Origin of the sequence: Pseudomonas paraversuta, assembly GCF_904067025.1 — a bacterium.
Classification (GTDB): Bacteria; Pseudomonadota; Gammaproteobacteria; order Pseudomonadales; family Pseudomonadaceae; genus Aquipseudomonas; species Aquipseudomonas paraversuta.
The window spans coordinates 3,948,796-3,972,931 of record NZ_CAJFDA010000001.1 but is presented as its reverse complement, the minus strand read 5'-3'; the positions used below and the strand labels follow the sequence as shown (position 1 = coordinate 3,972,931).

The 24,136-nt window shown below is 58.7% G+C and carries 18 protein-coding genes; 11 read left to right on the top strand and 7 right to left on the bottom strand.

The window, feature by feature from the left end; all coding sequences use genetic code 11:
* Nucleotides 1-266 precede the first annotated feature (266 nt).
* Nucleotides 267-548: an HU family DNA-binding protein gene (locus JQ848_RS18030; protein ID WP_003440137.1), complete on the top strand. Its 282-nt coding sequence runs from the start codon at nt 267-269 to the stop codon at nt 546-548.
* A gap of 166 nt (nt 549-714) precedes the next feature.
* Here the strand turns inward: JQ848_RS18030 and rlmF are convergent, their stop codons facing one another.
* The 5 genes from rlmF to JQ848_RS18005 all read right to left on the bottom strand — a co-directional run bounded on the left by rlmF (nt 715) and on the right by JQ848_RS18005 (nt 7,234).
* Nucleotides 715-1,731, bottom strand: a complete 1,017-nt coding sequence (gene rlmF, locus JQ848_RS18025) for a 23S rRNA (adenine(1618)-N(6))-methyltransferase RlmF (RefSeq protein WP_003440138.1) — start codon at nt 1,729-1,731, stop codon at nt 715-717.
* Nucleotides 1,732-1,829: 98 nt separating this feature from the next.
* Nucleotides 1,830-4,676, bottom strand: coding sequence for a valine--tRNA ligase (locus JQ848_RS18020; protein ID WP_003440140.1), 2,847 nt, complete (start codon nt 4,674-4,676; stop codon nt 1,830-1,832).
* A 173-nt stretch (nt 4,677-4,849) separates the two neighbouring features.
* Nucleotides 4,850-5,233: a hypothetical protein gene (locus tag JQ848_RS18015; protein WP_003440142.1), complete on the bottom strand. Its 384-nt coding sequence runs from the start codon at nt 5,231-5,233 to the stop codon at nt 4,850-4,852.
* A 7-nt stretch (nt 5,234-5,240) separates the two neighbouring features.
* Nucleotides 5,241-5,681: a DNA polymerase III subunit chi gene (locus JQ848_RS18010; protein WP_003440143.1), complete on the bottom strand. Its 441-nt coding sequence runs from the start codon at nt 5,679-5,681 to the stop codon at nt 5,241-5,243.
* Between the two features lie 62 nt (nt 5,682-5,743).
* Complete coding sequence (locus JQ848_RS18005) at nt 5,744-7,234, bottom strand: leucyl aminopeptidase (protein ID WP_003440147.1); 1,491 nt, start codon at nt 7,232-7,234, stop codon at nt 5,744-5,746.
* Nucleotides 7,235-7,552: 318 nt separating this feature from the next.
* Between JQ848_RS18005 and lptF the strand changes: the two genes are divergently transcribed.
* The 8 genes from lptF to pdxJ all read left to right on the top strand — a co-directional run bounded on the left by lptF (nt 7,553) and on the right by pdxJ (nt 16,314).
* On the top strand, nt 7,553-8,671 hold the full coding sequence (gene lptF / locus JQ848_RS18000) for an LPS export ABC transporter permease LptF (RefSeq protein WP_003440150.1): 1,119 nt from the start codon (nt 7,553-7,555) through the stop codon (nt 8,669-8,671).
* On the top strand, nt 8,664-9,725 hold the full coding sequence (gene lptG / locus JQ848_RS17995) for an LPS export ABC transporter permease LptG (RefSeq protein ID WP_003440153.1): 1,062 nt from the start codon (nt 8,664-8,666) through the stop codon (nt 9,723-9,725). Before lptF ends, lptG begins: the two co-directional genes overlap by 8 nt.
* A 162-nt stretch (nt 9,726-9,887) precedes the next feature.
* Nucleotides 9,888-11,687 carry a translation elongation factor 4 gene (gene lepA / locus JQ848_RS17990; RefSeq protein ID WP_029612404.1) on the top strand — a complete coding sequence of 600 codons (1,800 nt, stop codon included), beginning with the start codon at nt 9,888-9,890 and terminating at the stop codon, nt 11,685-11,687.
* A 5-nt stretch (nt 11,688-11,692) separates the two neighbouring features.
* Nucleotides 11,693-12,547: a signal peptidase I gene (gene lepB / locus JQ848_RS17985; RefSeq protein ID WP_010655992.1), complete on the top strand. Its 855-nt coding sequence runs from the start codon at nt 11,693-11,695 to the stop codon at nt 12,545-12,547.
* Between the two features lie 260 nt (nt 12,548-12,807).
* A complete protein-coding gene (gene rnc, locus JQ848_RS17980) occupies nt 12,808-13,497 on the top strand; it encodes a ribonuclease III (protein WP_003440162.1) in 690 nt (229 codons plus the stop codon).
* A complete protein-coding gene (era, locus tag JQ848_RS17975) occupies nt 13,490-14,392 on the top strand; it encodes a GTPase Era (protein ID WP_010655991.1) in 903 nt (300 codons plus the stop codon). The genes rnc and era overlap by 8 nt, the downstream gene beginning before the upstream one ends.
* A 438-nt stretch (nt 14,393-14,830) precedes the next feature.
* Complete coding sequence (recO, locus tag JQ848_RS17970; RefSeq protein ID WP_010655990.1) at nt 14,831-15,520, top strand: DNA repair protein RecO; 690 nt, start codon at nt 14,831-14,833, stop codon at nt 15,518-15,520.
* 50 nt (nt 15,521-15,570) lie between these two features.
* On the top strand, nt 15,571-16,314 hold the full coding sequence (gene pdxJ, locus JQ848_RS17965; RefSeq protein WP_003440201.1) for a pyridoxine 5'-phosphate synthase: 744 nt from the start codon (nt 15,571-15,573) through the stop codon (nt 16,312-16,314).
* A gap of 37 nt (nt 16,315-16,351) precedes the next feature.
* Here pdxJ and mltF read toward each other — a convergent pair whose 3' ends face one another.
* Nucleotides 16,352-17,809 carry a membrane-bound lytic murein transglycosylase MltF gene (gene mltF, locus JQ848_RS17960; RefSeq protein ID WP_010655989.1) on the bottom strand — a complete coding sequence of 486 codons (1,458 nt, stop codon included), beginning with the start codon at nt 17,807-17,809 and terminating at the stop codon, nt 16,352-16,354.
* A 285-nt stretch (nt 17,810-18,094) separates the two neighbouring features.
* On the opposite strand from mltF, the gene purL reads away from it, so the two are divergent.
* Together purL and JQ848_RS17950 are read left to right on the top strand one after the other, a co-directional pair.
* Complete coding sequence (gene purL / locus JQ848_RS17955) at nt 18,095-21,991, top strand: phosphoribosylformylglycinamidine synthase (RefSeq protein WP_010655988.1); 3,897 nt, start codon at nt 18,095-18,097, stop codon at nt 21,989-21,991.
* A gap of 4 nt (nt 21,992-21,995) precedes the next feature.
* Nucleotides 21,996-22,307, top strand: coding sequence for a YqfO family protein (locus JQ848_RS17950; RefSeq protein ID WP_003440210.1), 312 nt, complete (start codon nt 21,996-21,998; stop codon nt 22,305-22,307).
* A 111-nt stretch (nt 22,308-22,418) separates the two neighbouring features.
* Here the strand turns inward: JQ848_RS17950 and nagE are convergent, their stop codons facing one another.
* Entirely contained in the window at nt 22,419-24,122 is a 1,704-nt protein-coding gene (gene nagE / locus JQ848_RS17945; protein ID WP_202210993.1) for an N-acetylglucosamine-specific PTS transporter subunit IIBC, read from the bottom strand.
* Nucleotides 24,123-24,136 lie beyond the last annotated feature (14 nt).

Sequence of the window (24,136 nt, the reverse complement as noted above, 5' to 3'; positions counted from 1 at the left end):
CGGTTTTAAGCCTATAAAGCTGACCAAATGGCTAGGTAGAGGCGGATATTTCGCTGTCTCTGTGCTAGTTTTGCCCGGTCTTGCGCTCGGAAACGGCGCAATGCATGCATTCAGCATGTGTCAGGTCGAACCAAACCCCGTTTTAGCTATCTACATCCGCGATTCGTCGTGAAAGCTGGCGGGTGTGCCAGACCCTTGAGATCTGGCTCGATGGCTGACATTGCACTCTGCAAACCAAATGAATTTGATAGGGAAGGAACATCTCAATGGCTATTACTAAAGACCAACTGATTGCCGATATCGCTGAAGCTATCGACGCGCCAAAAACTACCGCGCGTAACGCTCTGGACCAACTGGCCCAGATCGTTGCTGATCAATTGGAAAATGGCGGCGAAATCACTCTGCCAGGTATTGGCAAACTGAAAGTGACCGAGCGTCCTGCCCGCACTGGCCGTAACCCTTCGACTGGCGCTGCCATCGAAATCGCCGCCAAAAAAGTTATCAAGCTCGTTGTGGCCAAAGGCCTGACTGACGCTGTTAACAAGTAAGACTGTTTTAAAAAAGCCGCGCTTCGAATCACTTCGAAGCGCGGCTTTTTTTTGGGCGCAAACCCTGAAAACACCGTCTTCCCTTGTAGGAGCGAGCTTGTCTCGCGATCTTTTGATTTTGTAAAAGATCGCGAGACAAGCTCGCTCCTGCGGGGTTACAGGGTGCTTACTTCCAGTTCTTTTCGCGCCACATTTGCTGCTGGTCCTTGTCATGGAACGTCCAGGCTACAAAGCGGCTCTGCTTGTTACCCTGGGACATGTCGACGACCTGGCTTTCACGGGCACCGGCTTTTTTCAGCGCGGTCTGGATTGCCGGCAGGTTGGACGCCTTGGACACCAGTACGCTGAACCACAGGATCTGACGGGCCACATGCACGCTTTCGCGGATCAGTTGGGTCACAAAGCGCTGCTCGCCGCCTTCACACCACAATTCGGCCGCCTGGCCACCAAAGTTCAGAACCGGCAGCTTGCGCTTGGGATCTGCCTTGCCCAGTGCGCGCCATTTACGCTCACTGCCGCGTGTAGCTTCGTCCAGGGAGGCGTGGAACGGCGGGTTGCACATGGTCAGGTCGAAACGCTCAGTGCTCTCCAGCAGGTCCAGCAGGATCTTCTGCGGGTTAGGTTGCAGGCGCAGGCTGATGGCTTTGTTAAGACCGTTGGACTGCACAATCGCCTTGGCCGCCTTGACTGCAGTCGGATCGACTTCAGTACCCAGGAACTGCCAGCGGTACTCGCTATGGCCGATCAGCGGGTAGACGCAGTTGGCGCCCATGCCGATGTCCAGCACGCGAACGTTCTGCCCGCGGGGGATTTCGCCGTCGTTCATGCTGGCCAGCAGGTCGGCCAGGAAGTGCACGTAGTCGGCGCGTCCCGGAACCGGCGGGCACAGGTAGTCGGCCGGGATGTCCCAGTGGGCAATGCCGTAGAACGCCTTGAGCAGGGCGCGGTTGAACACGCGTACCGCGGTCGGGTTGGCAAAGTCGATGCTCTCTTTGCCGTACGGGTTGATGATGACGAATTCGGCCAGTTCAGGGCAGACCGAAATCAGTTGCGGGAAGTCGTAACGGCCCTGGTGACGGTTGCGCGGGTGCAGGCTGGGCTTGACGCGCGGCTCGGCCGGTTTGGCCTCGGCAGCGGACTTGGGCTTGTGGCGTGTGGCTTTGGAAGTACGTGGGGTCGTCATGTTCAATTCATTCCACAAAAGCAATCGCGGGCAAGGCCGCCCCAGCAGGGTTGAACCCTGCGGGAGCGGCCTTGCCCGCGATCAGGTGCGCAGCGTTATTACAGGCTGGAAATCCGCGCGTGCTGTTCTGCCAGTTTGCTCAAGGCCTGTTCGGCTTCGGCCAACTTGGCACGTTCTTTCTCGATGACTTCGGCCGGAGCCTTGTCAACGAATGCGGCGTTCGACAACTTGCCGCCAACGCGGGCAACTTCGCCGTGCAAGCGCTGGATTTCCTTGTCCAGGCGCGCCAACTCTGCATCTTTGTCGATCAGGCCGGCCATTGGCACCAGCACTTCCATCTCGCCAACCAGAGCGGTGGCGGACAGCGGTGCTTCGGCGCCGTCTTGCAGCACGGTGATGGATTCGAGTTTAGCCAGCTTTTTGAGCAGGGCGTCGTTCTCGGTCAAACGGCGCTGATCTTCGCTGCTGACGTTTTTCAGGTACAGCTGCAAAGGCTTGCCAGGACCGATGTTCATCTCGCCACGGATATTGCGCGTGCCGAGCATCAGGCCCTTGAGCCATTCGATATCATCTTCGGCAGCCTGGTCGATGCGGGCTTCATTCGCCACCGGCCATGGTTGCAGCATGATGGTCTTGCCTTCGACACCGGCCAGCGGCGCGATGCGCTGCCAGATTTCTTCGGTGATGAACGGCATGAACGGGTGTGCCAGGCGCAAGGCCACTTCCAGTACCCGCACCAGGGTGCGACGCGTGCCACGCTGGCGTTCAACCGGAGCGTTTTCGTCCCACAGCACAGGCTTGGACAGTTCCAGGTACCAGTCGCAGTACTGGTTCCAGATGAACTCGTACAGGGCTTGAGCGGCGAGGTCGAAGCGGAACTGGTCGAGGTGACGGGTCACTTCGGCTTCGGTGCGCTGCAGCTGCGAGATGATCCAGCGGTCAGCCAGCGACAGTTCGTAGGCTTCGCCGTTCTGGCCGCAGTCTTCGCCCTTGTCCAGCACGTAGCGCGCGGCGTTCCAGATCTTGTTGCAGAAGTTGCGATAGCCTTCAACGCGGCCCATGTCGAACTTGATGTCGCGACCGGTGGATGCCAGCGAACAGAAAGTGAAGCGCAGGGCGTCGGTGCCGTAGCTGGCGATGCCGTCAGCGAATTCGTCACGGGTCTGTTTTTCGATCTTCTTCAACAGTTTTGGCTGCATCAGGCCGGTGGTGCGTTTGGCCACCAGGTCTTCGAGCTCGATGCCGTCGATGATGTCCAGCGGGTCCAGGACGTTGCCCTTGGACTTGGACATCTTCTGGCCCTGACCGTCACGTACCAGGCCGTGTACATACACGGTCTTGAACGGAACTTGCGGGGTGCCGTCTTCATTTTTCACCAGGTGCATGGTGAGCATGATCATCCGGGCAACCCAGAAGAAAATGATGTCGAAGCCAGTAACCAGCACGTCAGTTGAGTGGAAGGTTTTCAGCGCGTCGGTTTTTTCCGGCCAGCCCAGGGTGGAGAACGTCCACAGACCCGAACTGAACCAGGTGTCGAGCACGTCGTTGTCCTGTTGCAGCGCAACATCCGGGCCCAGGTTGTTCTTGGCCCGGACTTCGGCTTCGTCGCGGCCTACATAGACCTTGCCCGACTCGTCGTACCAGGCCGGAATCCGGTGGCCCCACCACAGCTGACGGCTGATGCACCAGTCCTGGATGTCGCGCATCCACGAGAAGTACATGTTTTCGTACTGCTTGGGTACGAACGCGATGCGGCCATCTTCAACGGCGGCAATGGCCGGTTCAGCCAACGGCTTGGTCGATACGTACCACTGATCGGTCAGCCACGGCTCGATGATGGTGCCCGAACGGTCGCCCTTCGGTACTTTCAGCGCGTGATCGTCGACGCTCACCAGCAGGCCTGCGGCCTCGAAGTCGGCGACGATTTGCTTGCGCGCTTCGAAGCGGTCCAGACCGGCATACTTGGCCGGCAGGGTGCCGTCGATGGTTTCGTTCAGTTTGCCGTCGAGGTTGAACACCTGGGCGGCAGGCAGTACCACCGCGTTTTTGTCGAAAATGTTCAGCAGCGGCAGGTTGTGGCGCTTGCCGACTTCGTAGTCGTTGAAGTCGTGGGCCGGCGTGATTTTCACACAGCCAGTGCCGAATTCAGGATCGCAGTAATCGTCAGCAATGATCGGGATGCGACGGCCAACCAGTGGCAGCTCGACGAATTTGCCGATCAGGGCCTTGTAGCGTTCGTCTTCCGGGTTTACCGCAACGGCAGCATCGCCGAGCATGGTTTCCGGACGGGTGGTTGCAACTACCAGGTAGTCCAGGCCTTCAGCGGTTTTGGCGCCATCAGCCAGCGGGTAGCGCAGGTTCCACAGGAAACCTTTCTCGTCGTGGTTTTCCACTTCAAGGTCGGAAATGGCGGTGTGCAGCTTGGTGTCCCAGTTGACCAGGCGCTTGCCGCGATAGATCAGGCCGTCTTCGTGCAGGCGCACAAAGGCTTCCTTCACGGCTTCGGACAGACCGTCGTCCATGGTGAAGCGTTCGCGGCTCCAGTCTACGGACGAGCCAAGGCGACGAATCTGACGGCTGATGTTGCCGCCGGACTGATCTTTCCATTCCCAGATCTTGTCCAGGAACTTCTCGCGGCCCAGGTCGTGGCGGTTCAGACCTTGTGCTTCGATCTGACGCTCAACCAGCATCTGGGTAGCGATACCCGCGTGGTCGGTGCCCGGCTGCCACAGGGTGTTGCGACCCTGCATGCGGCGGAAACGGATCAGGGCGTCCATGATCGCGTTGTTGAAGCCGTGGCCCATATGCAGGCTGCCGGTGACGTTCGGCGGCGGAATCATGATGGTGTACGGGTCGCCCGCGCCTTGCGGGGCGAAATAATTCTGTTCTTCCCAGGTTTTGTACCAGGAAGTTTCAATGGCGTGCGGCTGGTAGGTCTTATCCATGCGCGGCGGGACCCTATTGGCATTAATTCAGGAAAGCCGGCAAGTATAGCGGGGCGGGAGGCAGAGGGCGAGTTGTGCAGGGAACCTATTGCTTCTGCGGGAACGCTGCAGGGTAAAACCTGTGGGAGCTGGCAAGTCAGCTCCCACAGGAGCGGCATGTGCTACATCGCCGATCAGCTCTGATGCTGGGCGAGCAAGCGCTCCATATGTGCATCGAGGCGGCGTTTGATTTCGGTTTCGATGTGCGGGGCGAAGTCGTTGATCACGTCTTGCATGATCGCTTGCGCCGCAGTGCGCAGCTCTTTGTCCAGATGAACCAGCAGTGCGTCCGGCGCTTTTTCGGCTTTGGGGGCTGGCGCTATGCCGGCCAGCGGTATTTGCGCAGGTTCGGGCTCTTCGCTGATCACTTCAGAGAGCAACGGAATTTGCGCTTCTTCGCCACCCACCATTTCAGTCAGCAGGGGAGGTTGCAGATCTTCATCTCCCAGCAGCTGGCGAATGGATTCAAGATCATCGAGCAGGTGTGCGGCTTTTTGCGGCGAATTGGAGGTGTCCATCGTGTGCTCAGAGTCGTTGTAGCTTGTGGTCTTGCAGAGGATAGCCCTGTTCACGGTAGAAGCGGAAACTCTCCCGTGCGGCCAGTCGGACGGCGGGGTCTTCGACCACGACTTCAGCCACGCGGGCGAAGCGTTTGAAGAATTCGGGGACTTTAAGGTCCAGGTTGATCAGTAAGTCCTGATGGCTGGCTGGTGCCTCGCCCAGGCCCATCAGTATCACGCCATCGGGCTGGTCTTCAGCGTTGCTGTGGGGGACGAAGCTTTCGCCCTTGAAGCGCCACAGACGCTCATCCAGATCCTGGCGTTGCGCTGCATCGCTGCAGTGCAGGTACACCCGGTGCCCGAGGCGCCAGGCTTTGTCCGCGAGTTTGCAGGCAAAATCCAGGCGTGCCGAAGGGTCGGCGCTGGGAAGGATATAAAAGTCGACTTTGCTTAATTCTGGGGTCATTGCAATTCCTGAATCGGGGCCGCGCCGCTATTAATAAGCAGCGCAGCCTTCGATTGTCAGCTTCAAGCGTTGGCGCGATCCAGCAGGTACTGAGTCAGCAGTGGCACAGGGCGGCCGCTGGCGCCCTTGTCCTTGCCGCCGCTGACCCATGCGGTACCGGCGATGTCCAGGTGCGCCCAGTGGAAGGCCTTGGCAAAGCGCGACAGGAAGCAGCCGGCAGTGATGGCGCCGGCCTTAGGGCCGCCGATGTTGGCCATGTCGGCAAACGGGCTGTCCAGTTGTTCCTGGTACTCGTCGAACAACGGCAGCTGCCAGGCGCGATCGTCGGCTTGCTTGCCGGCTTCCAGTAGCTGGCCGATCAGTTCGTCGTTGTTGCCCATCAGGCCCGAGGTGTGAGCACCCAGTGCAACCATGCAGGCGCCGGTCAGGGTGGCGATGTCGATCACGGCCTGGGGCTTGAAGCGTTCGGCGTAGGTCAGGGCATCGCACAGCACCAGACGGCCTTCGGCGTCGGTATTGAGGATTTCCACGGTTTGCCCGCTCATGGTGGTCACGATGTCGCCCGGACGAGCCGCGCCGCCGCTTGGCATGTTTTCGGCGCAGGCCAGAATGCACACCAGGTTGATCGGCAGTTTCAGCTCGAGCACGGCGCGCAGGGTGCCGAACACGCTGGCAGCACCGCCCATGTCGTACTTCATTTCATCCATGCCGGCACCCGGCTTGAGGCTGATGCCGCCGGTGTCGAAGGTGATGCCCTTGCCGACCAGTACAAACGGCTTCTCGGATTTCTTGCCGCCCGAGTAGTTCATCACGATCAGGCGTGGCGGCTGGTCGCTGCCCTGGCCGACGGCGTAGAACGCGCCCATGCCCAGGTCCTTGATTTTTTTCTCGTCAAGGATCTCTACTTTCAGGCCTTTGTGTTCCTTGCCCAGCTCTTTGGCCTGTTCGGCCAGGAAAGTCGGGTGGCAGATGTTGGGCGGCAGGTTGCCCAGATCGCGGGTGAACGCCATGCCGCTGGCAATGGCCTGGGCGTGGGTAACGCCACGCTGAACTTCAGCCTGTGCAGCCTTGATGGTCAGCAGGGTGATTTTTTTCAGGGCGCGGGGTTCTGCTTTCTGGCTTTTGAAACGGTCGAAGCTGTATTCGCCGTCGGCCAGGGTTTCTGCCAGCAGGCGGGTTTTGCCGTAGCTGTCGCGACCCTTGACCACCAGTTCGTCGAGCGCCAGCACGGCATCACTGCCGCCCAGGCCTTTGAGTACGTTAAGTGCGGTGCTGATGATTTTGCGGAACGGACGGTCGCCCAGTTCTTCATCCTTGCCGGTGCCCAGCAACAAAACGCGTTCGGCTTTCAGGTTCGCCAGGCTGTGCAGCAGCAGGCTCTGGCCGGTTTTGCCGGTGATGTCGCCACGCTTGAGTACGGCGCTGATGGCGCCGCCGGTGAGTTCGTCAATGGCCTTGGCGGTGTGGTCGAGCTTGCGGCCTTCACCGATGGCGACCACGAGAGTGGCCGTTTTCAACGTTTCTGGGCTGACGCTTTTTACAACCAGTTCCATGTCCGGGTCCCTGAATCAAATGGTCAACGTGCGCACAAACGGCAGTGTTTGCTTGCCTGATAAATGAGGCGCCTCACCTGTGATCCAGGCGGGCGTCAAGGCAGGCAGTTTGAACCCCGTCAGTCGGGCCTGACAACCCTCGCTTGCGCGCATATTGCAGCTTTGAATACTTGGGTGAGCATGCGCAGTGACAGGCGGGGTCATTCACAGGATAATGCGCAATCTTTTTCAATGGCCCGGCTCATCCATTTGAGCCTGTGTCGACTGGTTATGTCGCTTGTTTGGCCGCCTTAGCCTGACGACCCTGGAGTGTCTGGTTTGATCGTCTTCCGTTATCTGTCCCGCGAAGTCCTGCTTACATTGAGCGCTGTCAGCGCTGTGCTGCTGGTCATCATCATGAGCGGTCGTTTCATCAAATACCTGGCCCAGGCTGCATCCGGGGCTATGGATCCGAGCTCGTTGTTCTTGATCATGGGCTTTCGTCTTCCGGGCTTTATGCAGCTGATTCTGCCTTTGGGGCTGTTTCTGGGCATTTTGCTGGCATACGGGCGCATGTATCTCGAAAGCGAGATGACCGTGCTGTCGGCCACCGGTATGAGTCAGCAGCGCTTGCTGGGCATTACCATGGTGCCGGCTGTCATCGTCGCCCTGATTGTGGCCTGGTTGAGCCTGAGTCTGGCCCCGCAAGGCGCCAATCAGTTTCAGCTGCTGCTGAACAAGCAAGATGCGCTGACCGAATTCGACACGCTGGAGCCGGGCCGCTTTCAGGCATTGAATGACGGTTCGCGGGTCACTTATACCGAACAGTTGACCAATGACCGGACCCACCTGAACGGGGTGTTCATTACGCAGAAGCCCGCGGCTCAGAACGGCAAGGATCGTGGCATTACCGTGCTGGTGGCAGAGAAGGGGCGTCAGGAAGTGCGTGCCGACGGCAGTCGCTGGCTGATTCTGGATAACGGTTACCGTTATGACGGTAACCCGGGGCAGGCCGACTACCGTGCCATTCAGTACGACACCTATGGTGTGTTGCTGCCCAAGCCTGATGTCAGCGATGAAGTGACCGACCGCGATGCGATGCCGACCATGGATCTTGTCGGTAACCCGGATATTCGTGCGCAAGCCGAACTGCAATGGCGTTTTTCCATGCCGCTGCTGGTCTTTATCGTGACGCTGATCGCGGTTCCGCTGTCTCGCGTCAATCCGCGTCAGGGGCGCTTCCTCAAGCTGTTACCAGCCATTCTTCTTTATATGGCGTATGTGACCGCTTTGATTCTGGTCCGCGGTGCCCTGGAAAAAGGCAAGATTTCACCGGCGCTCGGTTTGTGGTGGGTGCATGGCCTGTTCCTGATCATTGGTCTGTTGTTGTTTTACTGGGAGCCTTTGCGCTTGAAACTGGCGAATCGCCGTAGCGTGAAGGAGATGGCCCGTGGTTAAGCTCGATCGCTATATTGGTAAAAGTGTGTTCCTGGCGATCCTGGCGGTAACCGGGATCATTCTGGGGCTGGCGTCGCTGTTCGCGTTTATCGATGAGGTAAAGAGCGTCTCCGATACCTACACGATCATGGACGTTTTCAGTTTTGTCATGCTGACAGCGCCGCGCCGCATGTATGAAATGTTGCCGATAGCGGCGCTGATCGGCTGCCTGATTGGTCTGGGCAGTCTTGCGAGCAACAGCGAACTGACGATCATGCGTGCGGCCGGTGTGTCCACCGGGCGTATTGTCTGGGCGGTCATGAAGCCAATGCTGGTGCTGGTGCTGGCCGGCATCCTGATCGGCGAGTATGTCGCCCCGGCAACTGAAACCGTTGCCCAGGCCAACCGTGCACTGGCCCAGGGTGGCGGTGACGCACAAAGCTCCAAGCATGGTCTGTGGCATCGCCAGGGTGATGAGTTCATCCATATCAACGCTGTTCAACCAAACGGCATGCTGTTGGGCGTAACCCGCTACCGGTTTGATAAAGAACGTCATCTGCTGTCGGCGAGTTTCGCCAAGAAGGCCCAGTTCGACCAGGATCAATGGTTGTTGAGCGATATTGCAACCACGGTTTTCCATGAGCGCAGCACTGAAGTCATCAAGGTGCCTGAAGAGCGTTGGGATGTTTCGTTGAGTCCGCAGTTGCTCAATACCGTGGTCATGGCTCCGGATGCGCTGTCCATCAGCGGCCTGTGGAATTATATCCACTACCTGAAAGATCAAGGTCTGAACAACGGCCGTTACTGGTTGGCATTTTGGGTGAAAGTGCTGCAGCCACTGGTTACGGCGGCGCTGGTATTGATGGCCATCTCCTTTATTTTCGGGCCGTTGCGTTCCGTCACCCTGGGGCAGCGCGTGTTTACCGGTGTGTTGGTGGGCTTTGCTTTCAAAATCGCGCAAGACTTGCTGGGGCCGGCCAGTCTGGTGTTTGGCTTCTCACCGCTGTTTGCGGTACTGCTGCCGGCCGGTATTTGTGCGCTGGCCGGTATCTGGCTGTTGCGCCGGGCACGTTGATGAACTGCTCTTGATGCAATCAGAAGCCTCTATCACGCGATAGGGGCTTTTTTGTGCGGGGCTATTGGCCTGCGGACGTGACGCTTGGCGCGCGGATCAGGTACAATTCCCGGCTATTTTTCGGCGGGCAGTCTGCCTGCGACTTTTTTTGAGTGTTGACCCGTGAGTGATTTGAGTCATATCCGCAATTTCTCCATCATCGCCCACATTGACCATGGCAAGTCGACGCTGGCCGATCGTTTTATTCAGATGTGCGGCGGCCTCGCCGAGCGCGAAATGGAAGCCCAGGTTCTGGACTCCATGGACCTCGAGCGCGAGCGCGGGATCACCATCAAAGCCCACAGCGTCACCCTGTATTACACGGCCAAAGACGGCAAAACCTATCAGCTGAACTTCATTGATACCCCGGGCCACGTTGACTTCACCTACGAAGTCAGCCGGTCTCTGGCGGCGTGTGAAGGTGCGTTGCTGGTGGTCGATGCCGGGCAGGGCGTAGAAGCCCAGTCCGTAGCCAACTGCTACACCGCCATCGAGCAGGGCCTTGAGGTTATGCCGGTCTTGAACAAGATCGACTTGCCCCAGGCCGATCCTGATCGCGTCAGGGATGAAATCGAAAAAATCATTGGTATCGATGCCACTGATGCCGTGACATGCAGCGCCAAAACCGGCCTGGGCGTCGACGAAGTGCTTGAGCGCCTGGTGCAGACCATTCCTGCGCCGACCGGCAACTACGAAGATCCGCTGCAAGCGTTGATCATCGACTCCTGGTTCGACAACTACCTGGGCGTTGTGTCCCTGGTTCGCGTGCGCCACGGCCGCGTGAAAAAGGGCGACAAGATCCTGGTCAAGTCCACCGGCAAGGTGCATCTGGTCGACAGCGTGGGTGTGTTCAACCCCAAGCACACCGCGACCACTGATCTGAAAGCCGGTGAAGTAGGCTTCATCATCGCCGGTATCAAGGACATTCACGGTGCGCCAGTGGGCGACACCCTGACCTTGAGCTCCACCCCGGATGTTGACGTACTGCCAGGTTTCAAGCGGATTCAGCCGCAGGTCTACGCGGGCTTGTTCCCGGTCAGCTCTGACGACTTCGAAGACTTCCGTGAGGCCCTGCAAAAGCTCACGCTGAACGACTCGTCGCTGCAGTACACCCCGGAAAGCTCCGACGCCCTGGGCTTCGGCTTCCGTTGCGGGTTCCTCGGCATGCTGCACATGGAGATCATTCAGGAGCGCCTTGAGCGCGAATACGACCTGGACCTGATCACCACGGCACCTACCGTAATTTTTGAGCTGCTGCTCAAGACCGGTGAAACCATTTATGTGGATAACCCGTCCAAGTTGCCGGACGTGTCCTCCATTGAAGACATTCGCGAACCTATCGTTCGTGCCAATATCCTTGTGCCTCAAGAGCACCTGGGTAACGTCATTACCCTGTGCATTGAAAAGCGCGGCGTTCAGCATGACATGCTGTTCCTCGGCTCCCAGGTGCAAGTGACTTACGATTTGCCGATGAACGAAGTGGTTCTGGACTTCTTCGACCGTCTCAAATCCACCAGTCGCGGCTATGCTTCGCTCGACTATCATTTTGACCGTTATCAATCGGCCAATCTGGTCAAGCTTGATGTCTTGATCAACGGCGAGAAGGTTGACGCACTGGCTCTGATCGTTCACCGCGACAACGCTCATTACAAAGGGCGTGCGCTGACCGAGAAGATGAAAGAGCTGATTCCGCGTCAGATGTTCGATGTGGCAATTCAGGCTGCCATTGGTGGCCAAATCATTGCGCGCTCGTCTGTTAAAGCGCTCAGAAAAAACGTACTGGCCAAATGCTACGGTGGTGACGTTAGCCGTAAGCGCAAGCTGTTGGAAAAGCAGAAAGCCGGTAAAAAACGCATGAAGCAAGTGGGTAACGTGGAAATTCCACAAGAAGCCTTCCTTGCAGTGCTCAGGTTGGATAGCTAGGTCCTATGTCACTAAATTTCCCGCTGTTGCTGGTCATTGCTGTTGCCGTGTGCGGTTTGCTGGCGCTGCTCGATTTGGTCTTCCTGGCACCTCGCCGGCGCAAGGCCATTGCCAACTATCAAGCCAGTGTTACACCGGCTGATGCGCAGGTAATCGAAAAGCTCAACAAGGAACCGTTGCTGGTTGAATACGGCAAATCGTTCTTCCCTGTGTTGTTCATCGTGCTGGTATTGCGTTCGTTTCTGGTTGAGCCGTTCCAGATTCCGTCCGGCTCGATGAAGCCAACCCTGGATGTGGGCGATTTCATCTTGGTGAACAAATTTTCCTACGGGATCCGCTTGCCGGTTCTCGATACGAAAATCATCGAGGTGGGTGATCCGAAGCGGGGCGATGTGATGGTGTTTCGCTACCCTAGCGATCCGACGGTCAACTACATCAAGCGTGTAGTCGGCCTGCCGGGCGACAAGATTCGCTACACCAGCGACAAGCATTTGTACGTCAACGATCAACTGGTTGCCGAGCAACTGGTGGGAACGGAGCCGGGCACCCTGGGCAGCGCGGAGCTTTACAAAGAGAAGCTGGGCGAAGTCGAGCACATGATCCGCAAGGAAATGAGCCGTTATCGCGCGCCGCCTGACAAGGAGTGGACGGTTCCGGCCGGTCACTACTTCATGATGGGTGACAACCGCGACAACTCGAACGACAGCCGTTACTGGGATGATCCGAACATTCCCAAAGACGAACTGGGCATGGTTCCCGACAAGAATATCGTCGGCAAGGCCTTCGCTGTCTGGATGAGCTGGCCGGAACCCAAGACAAGCAACCTGCCGAACTTCTCGCGGGTTGGATTGATCAAGTAGCCAAGACGGCGCTGTTAATAACAGCGCCGAATGCTTTTCAGGCGTCCGAATAAATTCGGAGGTCGCGGTTCTTAAGGTCGTCATGCCGCTTCAGGCATGCCGGCCAACAGTATTCAGGATGTGGATTTGAACAAAGCGTTAAGTGTGACGGCGGCGAACAGCCTGTTCCCTGTCCATTTGCTATGCGATAAACGAGCATCACTGATCCCTAATATCGGTCCGGTGGTGACATTCGGCCACGAACTCAGCGTGGGTAAATCGTGAGTTTTTCTTTAGAGCGTTTAGAGCGTCAGCTCGGCTATACCTTCAAAGACCAGGAGCTGATGATTCTGGCCCTGACACACCGCAGTTTCGCGGGGCGCAATAACGAGCGTCTCGAGTTTCTGGGGGATGCCATTCTTAATTTTGTAGCCGGCGAAGCGCTGTTTGACCGCTTTCCGCTGGCCCGGGAAGGCCAGCTGTCGCGCTTGCGTGCCCGCCTGGTAAAAGGTGAAACCCTGGCCGTCCTGGCCCGTGGTTTTGAACTGGGCGAGTATCTGCGCTTGGGCTCGGGTGAGCTCAAGAGCGGTGGTTTTCGCCGTGAGTCGATTCTGGCCGATGCCCTCGAAGCGCTGATTGGCGCCATTTACCTGGATGCGGGCATGGATGCCGCCCGTGACCGCGTACTGGCCTGGCTTGCCAGCGAGTTCGAGACCCTGACCCTGGTCGACACCAACAAAGATCCAAAGACCCGCCTGCAAGAGTTCTTGCAGTCACGTGCCTGTGATCTGCCACGTTACGAAGTGGTAGATATCCAGGGCGAACCGCATTGCCGCACATTCTTCGTTGAGTGCGAAATTGCCCTATTGAATGAAAAAAGCCGGGGTCAGGGTGTGAGCCGTCGTATTGCCGAACAGGTAGCGGCCGCCGCAGCACTGATAGCCCTTGGCGTGGAGAATGGCCATGACTGATTCAACTGCAACACGCTGTGGCTATGTCGCCATTGTTGGTCGACCAAACGTGGGTAAATCCACACTGCTGAACCACATTCTGGGTCAAAAGCTGGCGATCACTTCGCGCAAGCCACAGACCACCCGCCACAACATGCTGGGGATCAAGACCGAAGGCAACGTGCAAGCGGTCTATGTCGATACCCCGGGCATGCACAAAGGTGGCGAGAAAGCCCTGAACCGCTACATGAACAAAACTGCATCGGCTGCGTTGAAAGACGTTGATGTGGTGATTTTTGTCGTTGATCGCACCAAGTGGACCGACGAAGACCAGATGGTCCTCGAGCGTGTCCAGTACGTGACCGGTCCTTTGATCGTGGCCCTGAACAAGACCGATCGCATTGAAGACAAAGCCGAGCTGATGCCGCATCTGAGCTGGCTGCAGGAACAACTGCCGAACGCCCAGATCATTCCGATCTCCGCTCAGCATGGTCACAACCTTGAAGCCCTTGAGCGTGTGATTGCCGATCATCTGCCGGAGAACGAGCACTTCTTCCCGGAAGACCAGATCACTGACCGCAGCAGCCGCTTCTTGGCCGCAGAGCTGGTACGTGAGAAAATCATGCGCCAGATGGGTGCCGAACTGCCGTACCAGATCACTGTCGAGATCGAAGAGTTCAAGCAGCAGGGCAAAACCCTGCACATCCACGCATTGATTCTGGTTGAGCGTGATGGCCAGAAGAAAATCATCATTGGCGACAAGGGCGAGCGTATCAAGCGCATCGGTACCGAAGCGCGCAAGGATATGGAACTGCTGTTCGACTCCAAAGTCATGCTTAACCTGTGGGTTAAAGTGAAAGGCGGCTGGTCCGACGACGAACGCGCCCTGCGTTCCCTGGGCTACGGCGACCTGTAACAGGCTGTAATCTGCGGCGCGACAATCGCTGGCAAGCCAGCTCCCACAAGATCAGTTCAAGACTTGTGTGGGCTGGCAGGTCAGCTCCCACAAGATCAGTTCAAGACTTGTGTGGGCTGGCAGGTCAGCTCCCACAAGACAGGTTCAAGGCTTGTGTGGGTTGGCAGGTCAGCTCCCACAAGATCAGTTCAAGACTTGTGGGCTGGCAGGTCAGCTTTCACAAGGTCAGTTCAAGACTTGTGTGGGCTGGCAGGTCAGCTCCCACAAGACAGGTTCAAGGCTTGTGTGGGTTGGCAGCTCAGATCCCACAAGACTGGTTCAAGACTTGTGTGGGTTGGCAGGTCAGCTCCCACAAGACCGGTTCAAGACCTGTGGGAGCTGGCTTGCCAGCGATGGCTCCCTGGAAGTCGTCCAGGGTTTTCAGGATTAAAACTGTCCATGTCCAGCAAAACCCCCATCCCGCAACTCGCTTACGTCCTGCACAGTCGCCCCTATCGTGAAACCAGTGCCCTGGTGGATTTCCTCACGCCCCAAGGCCGGCTGCGGGCGGTGCTGCGCAGTGCGCGCGGAAAGGCCGGGACTCTGGCGCGGCCCTTTGTCCCGCTGGAGATCGAGTTTCGTGGGCGTGGCGAGCTGAAAAACGTCGGACGCATGGAAAGCGCCGGTATTTCAACCTGGCTCAATGGCGAAGCGCTGTTCAGCGGTCTCTACCTTAATGAGCTGCTGATTCGCCTGTTACCTGCTGAAGATCCGCATCCCTCTATCTTTGATCATTACGCGGCGACCTTGTTGGCGCTGGCTGAAGGCCGGCCGCTGGAGCCTTTGCTGCGGGCCTTTGAATGGCGTTTGCTGGATGACCTGGGCTACGGCTTCTCATTGTCGCTCGATATCCATGGCGAGCCGGTGCAGGCAGACGGCCTGTATCGGTTGCAGGTGGATGCCGGGCTGGAGAGGGTATGGCTGCAGCAGCCCGGGCTGTTCCATGGCGAGCAATTGCACGCCATGGCTGAGGCTGACTGGAGTGCACCGGGGGCATTGCTGGCAGCAAAGCGCCTGATGCGCCAGGCATTGGCGGTGCATCTGGCAGGCAAGCCGCTGGCCAGTCGTGAGTTGTTTCGCAAGCCCTGAATAGACCGGTATGCTGTGCGCCGAATCTTCAACTCTTCAGGAGAGCCCTCGTGACTACCAGTAACCGCATTCTTCTCGGCGTGAATATCGACCACGTAGCCACGCTGCGCCAGGCGCGCGGCACCCGTTACCCTGATCCGGTCAAGGCTGCCCTGGACGCAGAAGAGGCGGGCGCTGACGGCATCACCGTGCACTTGCGCGAAGACCGCCGGCACATCCAGGAGCGTGATGTACTGCTGCTCAAGGATGTACTGCAAACGCGCATGAACTTCGAAATGGGCGTCACCGAAGAAATGATGGTATTTGCCGAGCGCATTCGCCCGGCCCATGTCTGTCTGGTGCCCGAGACCCGTCAGGAGCTGACTACCGAAGGTGGTCTGGACGTTGCCGGGCAAGAAGCGCGGATCAAGGCTGCCGTCGAGCGCCTGGCGAAAATCGGTTGTGAAGTCTCGTTGTTTATCGATGCCGATGAGCGGCAGATTGCGGCTTCAAAACGCGTTGGTGCCCCTGCTGTCGAGTTGCACACCGGGCGTTATGCCGATGCGCAAACCCCGACCGAAGTGGCCGAAGAGTTGCAACGGGTGGCTGATGGCGTGGCATTTGGCCTGGCGCAAGGGCTGATCGTTAATGCCGGTCATGGCCTGCACTACCACAACGTTGAAGCGGTGGCGGCGATCAAGGGCATCAATGAGCTGAACATTGGCCATGCCTTGGTGGCACATGCTCTGTTCGTTGGCTTCAAGTCGGCAGTGGCCGAGATGAAGGCGCTGATTCTGGCGGCGGCAAAGGCTTAAACCCGGTCACGGCTCGACGGGTATTGGCGGTGCTGGCTTAAAGCTGCGGCTCTTCTTTAGGCTTGGTCTTGTTGATACCCGGTATGTGCAGCTTGCCGTCAGCGGCCTGGTCGCCCTCAAGCTGTGGCTGTGTGGCCCATGTCAGGATGTCGTAGTAACGACGGATGTTGGCCACAAAGTGCACGGGCTCGCCGCCCCGGGCGTAGCCATAGCGGGTTTTGCTGTACCACTGCTTCTGCGCAAGGCGAGGCAGCATTTTTTTCACGTCCAGCCACTTGTTCGGGTTCAGGCCTTCTTTCTTGGCCAGCTTTCTCGCGTCATCCAGGTGACCGCCGCCAACGTTGTAGGCCGCCAGTGCAAACCAGGTGCGATCGGGCTCTTCGATATCGTCGTCCAGTTCGCTCTTGATCAGTGCCAGGTACTTGGCACCGCCCATGATGCTTTGCTGCGCGTCCAGGCGGTTGGACACGCCCATGGCTTGTGCAGTGTTCTGGGTCAGCATCATCAGGCCGCGAACGCCGGTTTTGGAGGTGACAGTGGGCTGCCACAAGGATTCCTGATAGCCCATGGCTGCCAGCAGGCGCCAGTCGACCTGTTCCTTTTTGGCCGCATCCTTGAAGAATTTTTCGTATTTGGGCAGGCGCTGCTGCAGGTGCTGGGCGAAGGTATAGGCGCCGACGTAACCCAGTACGTCGACGTGGCCGTAGTAACGGTCCTTCAAGCGTTGCAGGGTGCCGTTCTTTTCGACCTTGTCCAGGTAGGCGTTGATCTCGTTGAGCAGGCTGTTGTCTTCACCGGCCATTACCGCCCAGCGCTGGCTGCGGGCATCACCCAGGTCAAAGGCCACGCGAACGTTGGGGAAGTACACCTGGTTCATTGCCACTTCGTTGGAGTCGACCAGGGTCAGGTCTATCTGCCCTTCATCGACCATGCGCAACAGGTCGACGACCTCGACAGCGTCGGACTCTTCGTATTCGATTCCGGGATATTGCTTCTTGAGTTCGGCAAGTTGCTCGGCGTGGGAGCTGCCTTTAAGCACCATGATGCGTTTGCCCACCAGATCGGCGGCATTGGTGGGGCGCGACTGACCGTTGCGGTAGATGATCTGGGGCGTGACTTCAAGGTACGGGTGAGAGAACTTGGCTTGCTGCAGGCGTTTCTCGCTGCTGACCAGACCGGCAGCAGCTAAAGCGGGACCGTCAGGTTTACCCAGCTGTATGAAGATGTCGTCCAGGTTGTCGGCTGTTTCGATCTTCAGTTCGACGCCCAGATCGTCGGCAAAGCGCTTCACCAGCTCGTATTCGAAGCCGGTTTCGCCGTTGCGATCTTCGAAGTAGGTGGCCGGGCTGTTACGGGTGATCACCCGCAGTACCCCATCCTCCTTTACGCGCTCAAGGGTACTGGGTTTTTCAACGCAGGCACCGAGCATCAGGAAGAGTCCGGTTACGAGTAGCCATCTGGCTCCACGCTGGCGGAATGCAGTTAGAGAAAACATTCGCGCAGTATACGCAAAGCAGCACGGGTGCCATATCTCGACAATTTACGGTCATTCTGATAACAGCTGCCAAAAACGACAAAACCCTTATGGAATGGGGTGTCGGGGGCTGTTTAAAGATCATGACCGCCCATCCACAAACGCTCTGATAGCTATAAAGAATAAGGCTTTGGTCGGTTAACGGCCTTTGGCGCACGTCAGGTGTGCCGTTTCGGGTGCCGTTAGCGCCGGTTTAGGCTAGAATGCCGGGCCTCAAAGCATACCCCTCCCGAGGCTGTCCCGAAGATGTTGATCCTGCGCGGCGCTCCTGCCCTTTCTGCCTTTCGCCACAGCAAACTCCTTGCACAACTGAGCCTGAAGGTTCCGGCTGTCACTGGTTTGTATGCTGAATTCGCCCACTTCGCCGATGTTACCGGTGAGCTGACCAGCGATGAACAGCAGGTCCTGGCTCGTCTCTTGAAGTACGGCCCTAGTGTGCCGGTCCAAGAGCCCAGTGGCCGACTGTTCCTGGTGTTGCCGCGGTTCGGCACCATTTCCCCTTGGTCGAGTAAGGCCAGCGACATTGCCCGTAACTGTGGCCTGGCTAAAGTCCAGCGCCTGGAGCGTGGCATTGCGTTTTACGTGGCCGGTCAGTTCAGCGACGCTGATGCAGAGCTGATTGCAGCGGCACTGCATGACCGCATGACGCAAATCGTGCTGGGCAACCTTGAGCAGGCTTGCGGTCTGTTCAGCCATGCCGAGCCCAAGCCGCTGACAGCGATTGACGTGCTGGGCGGCGGTCGCGCCGCGCTGGAAAAAGCCAACGTCGAGCTGGGCCTGGCTCTGGCTGAAGACGAAATCGATTACCTGGTCAATGCGTTCAACGGTCTTGGCCGCAACCCGCACGACATCGAACTGATGATGTTCGCCCAGGCCAACTCCGAGCATTGCCGTCACAAGATCTTCAATGCCAGCTGGGACATTGACGGCCAAAGCCAGGATAAAAGCCTGTTTGGCATGATCAAAAACACCTACGTGATGCACAGCGAAGGCGTGTTGTCGGCTTATAAGGACAACGCTTCGGTCATCGTCGGCAGCGTGGCAGGGCGTTTCTTCCCGGACCCTGAAACCCGCCAGTACGGCGCGGTGCAGGAGCCGGTGCATATTTTGATGAAGGTTGAGACCCATAACCACCCGACCGCCATTGCCCCGTTCCCGGGCGCGGCGACCGGCTCCGGTGGCGAGATCCGTGACGAAGGTGCTACCGGTCGTGGCGCCAAGCCAAAGGCCGGCCTCACCGGCTTTACCGTTTCCAACCTGCAAATCCCGGGCTTTGAACAGCCATGGGAAGTGCCGTACGGCAAACCCGAGCGTATCGTTACCGCGCTGGACATCATGATCGAAGGCCCGCTGGGCGGCGCCGCGTTCAACAACGAATTCGGCCGTCCGGCCCTGACCGGTTACTTCCGTACCTTCGAGCAGTCGATCACGACTCCCCGTGGCGAAGAAGTGCGCGGTTACCACAAGCCAATCATGTTGGCCGGCGGCATGGGCAACATCCGCGCCGAACACGTACAGAAAGCCGAAATCACCGTTGGCTCCAAGCTGATCGTGCTGGGCGGCCCGGCAATGCTGATCGGCCTGGGTGGCGGTGCAGCTTCCTCCATGGCCACCGGCGCGAGCTCGGCCGATCTGGACTTCGCTTCGGTACAGCGCGAAAACCCGGAAATGGAACGCCGTTGCCAAGAGGTCATCGACCGTTGCTGGCAACTGGGCGACAAAAACCCCATCAGCTTCATCCACGACGTGGGCGCGGGCGGTCTGTCCAATGCCTTCCCGGAACTGGTCAACGACGGTGAGCGTGGCGGTCGTTTCGAACTGCGCAATATTCCCAACGACGAGCCGGGCATGGCCCCGCACGAAATCTGGAGCAACGAATCCCAGGAACGCTATGTAATGGCGGTGGGCGTTGCCGATTTCGAGCGCTTCAAAGCGATCTGCGAACGTGAGCGTTGCCCGTTTGCCGTGGTCGGTGAAGCCACTGCCGAACCGCAGCTGACGGTTACCGATAGCCACTTCGGCAACAACCCGGTGGACATGCCACTGGAAGTGTTGCTGGGCAAGGCACCGCGCATGCACCGTTCGGCCGTCCGTGAAGCCGAACTGGGGGATGACTTCGACCCGTCCACGCTGGCCATCGGCGAGTGTGTCGAGCGCGTACTGCATCACCCGGCCGTGGCCAGCAAAAGCTTCCTGATCACCATCGGCGACCGGACCATTACCGGCCTGGTAGCCCGTGACCAGATGGTCGGTCCGTGGCAAGTACCGGTTGCTGACGTTGCGGTCACCGCCACCAGCTTTGACGTATACACCGGTGAAGCCATGGCCATGGGCGAGCGTACTCCGCTGGCACTGCTGGATGCTCCGGCATCGGGCCGTATGGCCATCGGCGAAACCCTGACCAACATCGCGGCTTCGCGGATTGGCAAGATCAGCGACATCAAACTGTCGGCCAACTGGATGTCAGCGGCGGGTCACCCCGGCGAAGACGCCCGTCTGTACGACACCGTAAAAGCGGTCGGCATGGAGCTGTGCCCTGAGCTGGGCATCACCATTCCAGTGGGCAAAGACTCGATGTCGATGCAAACCCGCTGGAGCGAAGAGGGCACTGACAAGACTGTCACCTCGCCGCTGTCGCTGGTAGTAACCGGTTTTGCTCCGGTGCTCGATGTGCGTCAGACCATGACCCCGGTGCTGCGCATGGACAAGGGCCTGACCGATCTGATCCTGATCGACCTGGGCCGTGGCCAGAACCGCATGGGCGCCTCGATCCTGGCCCAGACGTACGGCAAGCTCGGTAAACACGCCCCGGACGTGGATGACGCAGAAGACCTCAAGGCCTTCTTCGCCGTGATCCAGGGCTTGAATGCCGATGGCCACCTGCTGGCTTACCATGACCGTTCCGACGGTGGTTTGCTGACCAGCGTGATGGAAATGGCGTTCGCCGGTCACTGCGGTGTCAACCTGGCACTCGACGGCCTGGCTGAAACCGCTGCCGACATTCCGGCCATCCTGTTCAACGAAGAGTTGGGTGCAGTGGTCCAGGTGCGTCAGGACTCTACTGCTGACGTACTCGCACAATTCAGCGCCGCCGGCCTGGGTGAGTGCGTGTCGGTAATCGGTCAGCCGCGCAATTGTGCAGACGTCACGATCACCTTCAATGGCGAGACCGTTTTCGCCGGTCAGCGCCCTCTGCTGCAACGTCAGTGGGCTGAAACCAGCTACCAGATCCAGCGTATGCGTGACAACGCAGACTGCGCCCAGCAAGAGTTCGACGTGCTGCTGGAAGAAGACAATCCGGGCCTGAGCGTTCAGCTGAGCTTTGATGTCAACGCCAACATCAGTGCGCCGTATATCAAGAAAGGCATTCGCCCACAGGTTGCCGTACTGCGCGAGCAGGGCGTCAACGGCCAGGTTGAAATGGCGGCGGCGTTCGACCGTGCCGGTTTCAACGCGGTCGATGTGCACATGAGCGACATTCTGGCCGGCCGTGTCGACCTCAATGACTTCAAGGGCATGGTTGCGTGTGGTGGCTTCTCCTACGGTGACGTACTGGGTGCCGGTGAAGGCTGGGCCAAGTCGGCCCTGTTCAACGCCCGTGCACGTGATGCGTTCCAGGGCTTCTTCGAACGTACCGACAGCTTCACCCTGGGTGTTTGCAACGGTTGCCAGATGATGTCCAACCTCAGCGAACTGGTCCCGGGCAGCGAGTTCTGGCCGCACTTTGTGCGTAACCGTTCCGAGCAGTTCGAAGCCCGGGTGGCAATGGTTCAGGTACAGGAGTCGAACTCGATCTTCCTGCAGGGTATGGCCGGTTCGCGCATGCCAATCGCCATCGCCCACGGTGAAGGCCATGCCGAGTTCGCCAGCCCTGAAGCCCTGCTGCAAGCCGATCTGTCGGGTTGCGTGGCACTGCGCTTCGTCGACAACCACGGCAAGGTTACCGAGAGCTACCCGGCCAACCCGAACGGCTCGCCGCGCGGGATTACCGGTCTCACCAGCCGTGACGGCCGTGTGACTATCATGATGCCGCACCCGGAGCGGGTATTCCGCGCCGTGCAGAACTCGTGGCGTCCTGAAGAGTGGAACGAAGATGCGCCTTGGTTGCGCATGTTCCGTAACGCGCGCGTGTGGGTCGACTAAGGGCATGTACAAGCTCAGCTTCTTCGTTCCTCCAAGCCATGTCGAAGTGGTCAAGGATGCTGTATTCGCTGCCGGTGGCGGACGGATCGGCAACTATGACCACTGCGCCTGGCAGGTATTGGGCCAGGGCCAGTTTTGCGCGCTGGACGGCAGTCAGCCGTTTATCGGGCAAACCGGTCAGGTCGAATATGTCGGGGAATGGAAAGTTGAGCTGGTCGTTGCCGATGATCTGATCCATGGGGTGGTGGCTGCGCTCAAGCACAGTCACCCCTATGAGACGCCCGCTTATGAAGTGTGGCGACTGGCGGACTTGTAACCCCCAAACACCAACCTGTAGGAGCGAGCTTGCCTCGCGATGCAAACAATGCGCGGTTTCTGAGAGAACGCATTGAGACCATCGTGAGGCAAGCTCGCTCCTACAGTTCGTTCAGCGTGCGTGATCTGGCCTGATCAATCGCGCCAGCGCTTCGCTCAACCCCTGCGCCTGTTCCCCCACCAATACATGCCAAACGCCATCGGCGTGCTGGCTGATGCCCTGGCTGCCCAGTGCCTTGAGCTGGCTCTGCGACAACGAACGCTGGTCTCCCAGCTTGATCCGCAAGCGGGTGAGCGCTACGCACTCGACGTGCAATACATTACTGCTGCCGCCCAGCGCGCCCAGCCATTTGTTGGCGGCCTCGTGCCCGACCTCGTGCGCCGGTTCCACCGCAGGGGCTTGAGCCTTGCTGACGGCGGGCGAACGGCTGACCCGGGTTAGCGCCAAACGTATTTCATCGGCAATGCTGTCGGCCATCGGCCCGACCACTACTTGCAGGCTGCCCGCGCGGCCGGGGCGCATCACACCCATGGCGCCCAGCGCCTTGAGTTCGCTGTCCTGAGCCTTGTTGCGATCGGCCAGCTCCAGGCGCAGGCGCGTGGTGCAGGCGCCGACGGTGAGCAGATTGTCCGGGCCACCCAACGCCTGGATATAGCCATCGGCCCGCTGGTTCTCGGTGAGGTCGGCGGTTTCTGCCACCGGGTTGTCTTCACGGCCCGGGGTTTTGAGTTTGAAGCGGCGGATGCAGTAATCAAACACCAGGTAATAAATGGCGAAGTAGACCAGCCCGACGGGAAAGATCATCCAGCCATTGGTGGACTTGCCCCAGCCCAGCAGCATATCGATGGCACCACCGGAAAAGGTGAAGCCCAAATGGATATTCAGCAGGTTGGTGATGGCCATCGACAGCCCGGTCAGCAACGCATGCAACAGATAGAGGAAGGGCGCGAGGAACATGAAAGCAAATTCGATGGGTTCGGTGACGCCGGTCAAAAACGCGGTCAGCGCCAGTGACAGGAAAATCCCGCCCATCAGTTTGCGCCGCTCCGGCAACGCATTGCGGTACATCGCCAGGCACGCAGCCGGCAGGCCAAACATCATCACCGGGAACATGCCGGTCATGAATTGGCCGCCCTTGGGGTCGCCCGCGAAGTATCGGGTCAGGTCGCCGGTCACCACTTGCCCGGCATCGGTGGTAAAGCTGCCGAACACGAACCACGCCATATTGTTAAGGATATGGTGCAGCCCGGTGACGATCAGGATGCGGTTCAACACGCCAAAAATGAACGCCCCCAGGCTGCCGCTTTCGAGCAGCAACACACCCAGGCTATTGATGCCTTCCTGAATCGGTGGCCAGATCAGGCCGAACAGGGCCCCCAGGGCTACGGCGGCAAACCCGGTGACGATCGGCACAAAACGCCGGCCGCCAAAAAACGCCAGGTATTCCGGCAGTTTGATGTCCTTGAAGCGGTTGTACAGCGCCCCGGCCATCAGGCCGCTGACGATCCCGGCGAGCATGCCCATGTTGATATGGGGGTCCAGGGCCTTGAGGGTCGAGATCAGCACCAGATAACCGATGGCCCCGGCCAGGCCCGCAGTACCGTTGTTGTCGCGGGCAAAACCCACGGCAATGCCGATGGCGAAGATCAGCGCCAGGTTGGCGAAAATCGTGTTGCCGGCGTCGTGGATGATTGCGATGTTGAGCAAGTCGGTGTCGCCCAGCCGCAGTAGCAGCCCGGCAATGGGCAAAATCGCAATCGGCAGCATCAACGCCCGGCCAAGCCGCTGCAGACCTTCGATGAAGTATTGATACATGAGAAATTCTCCGT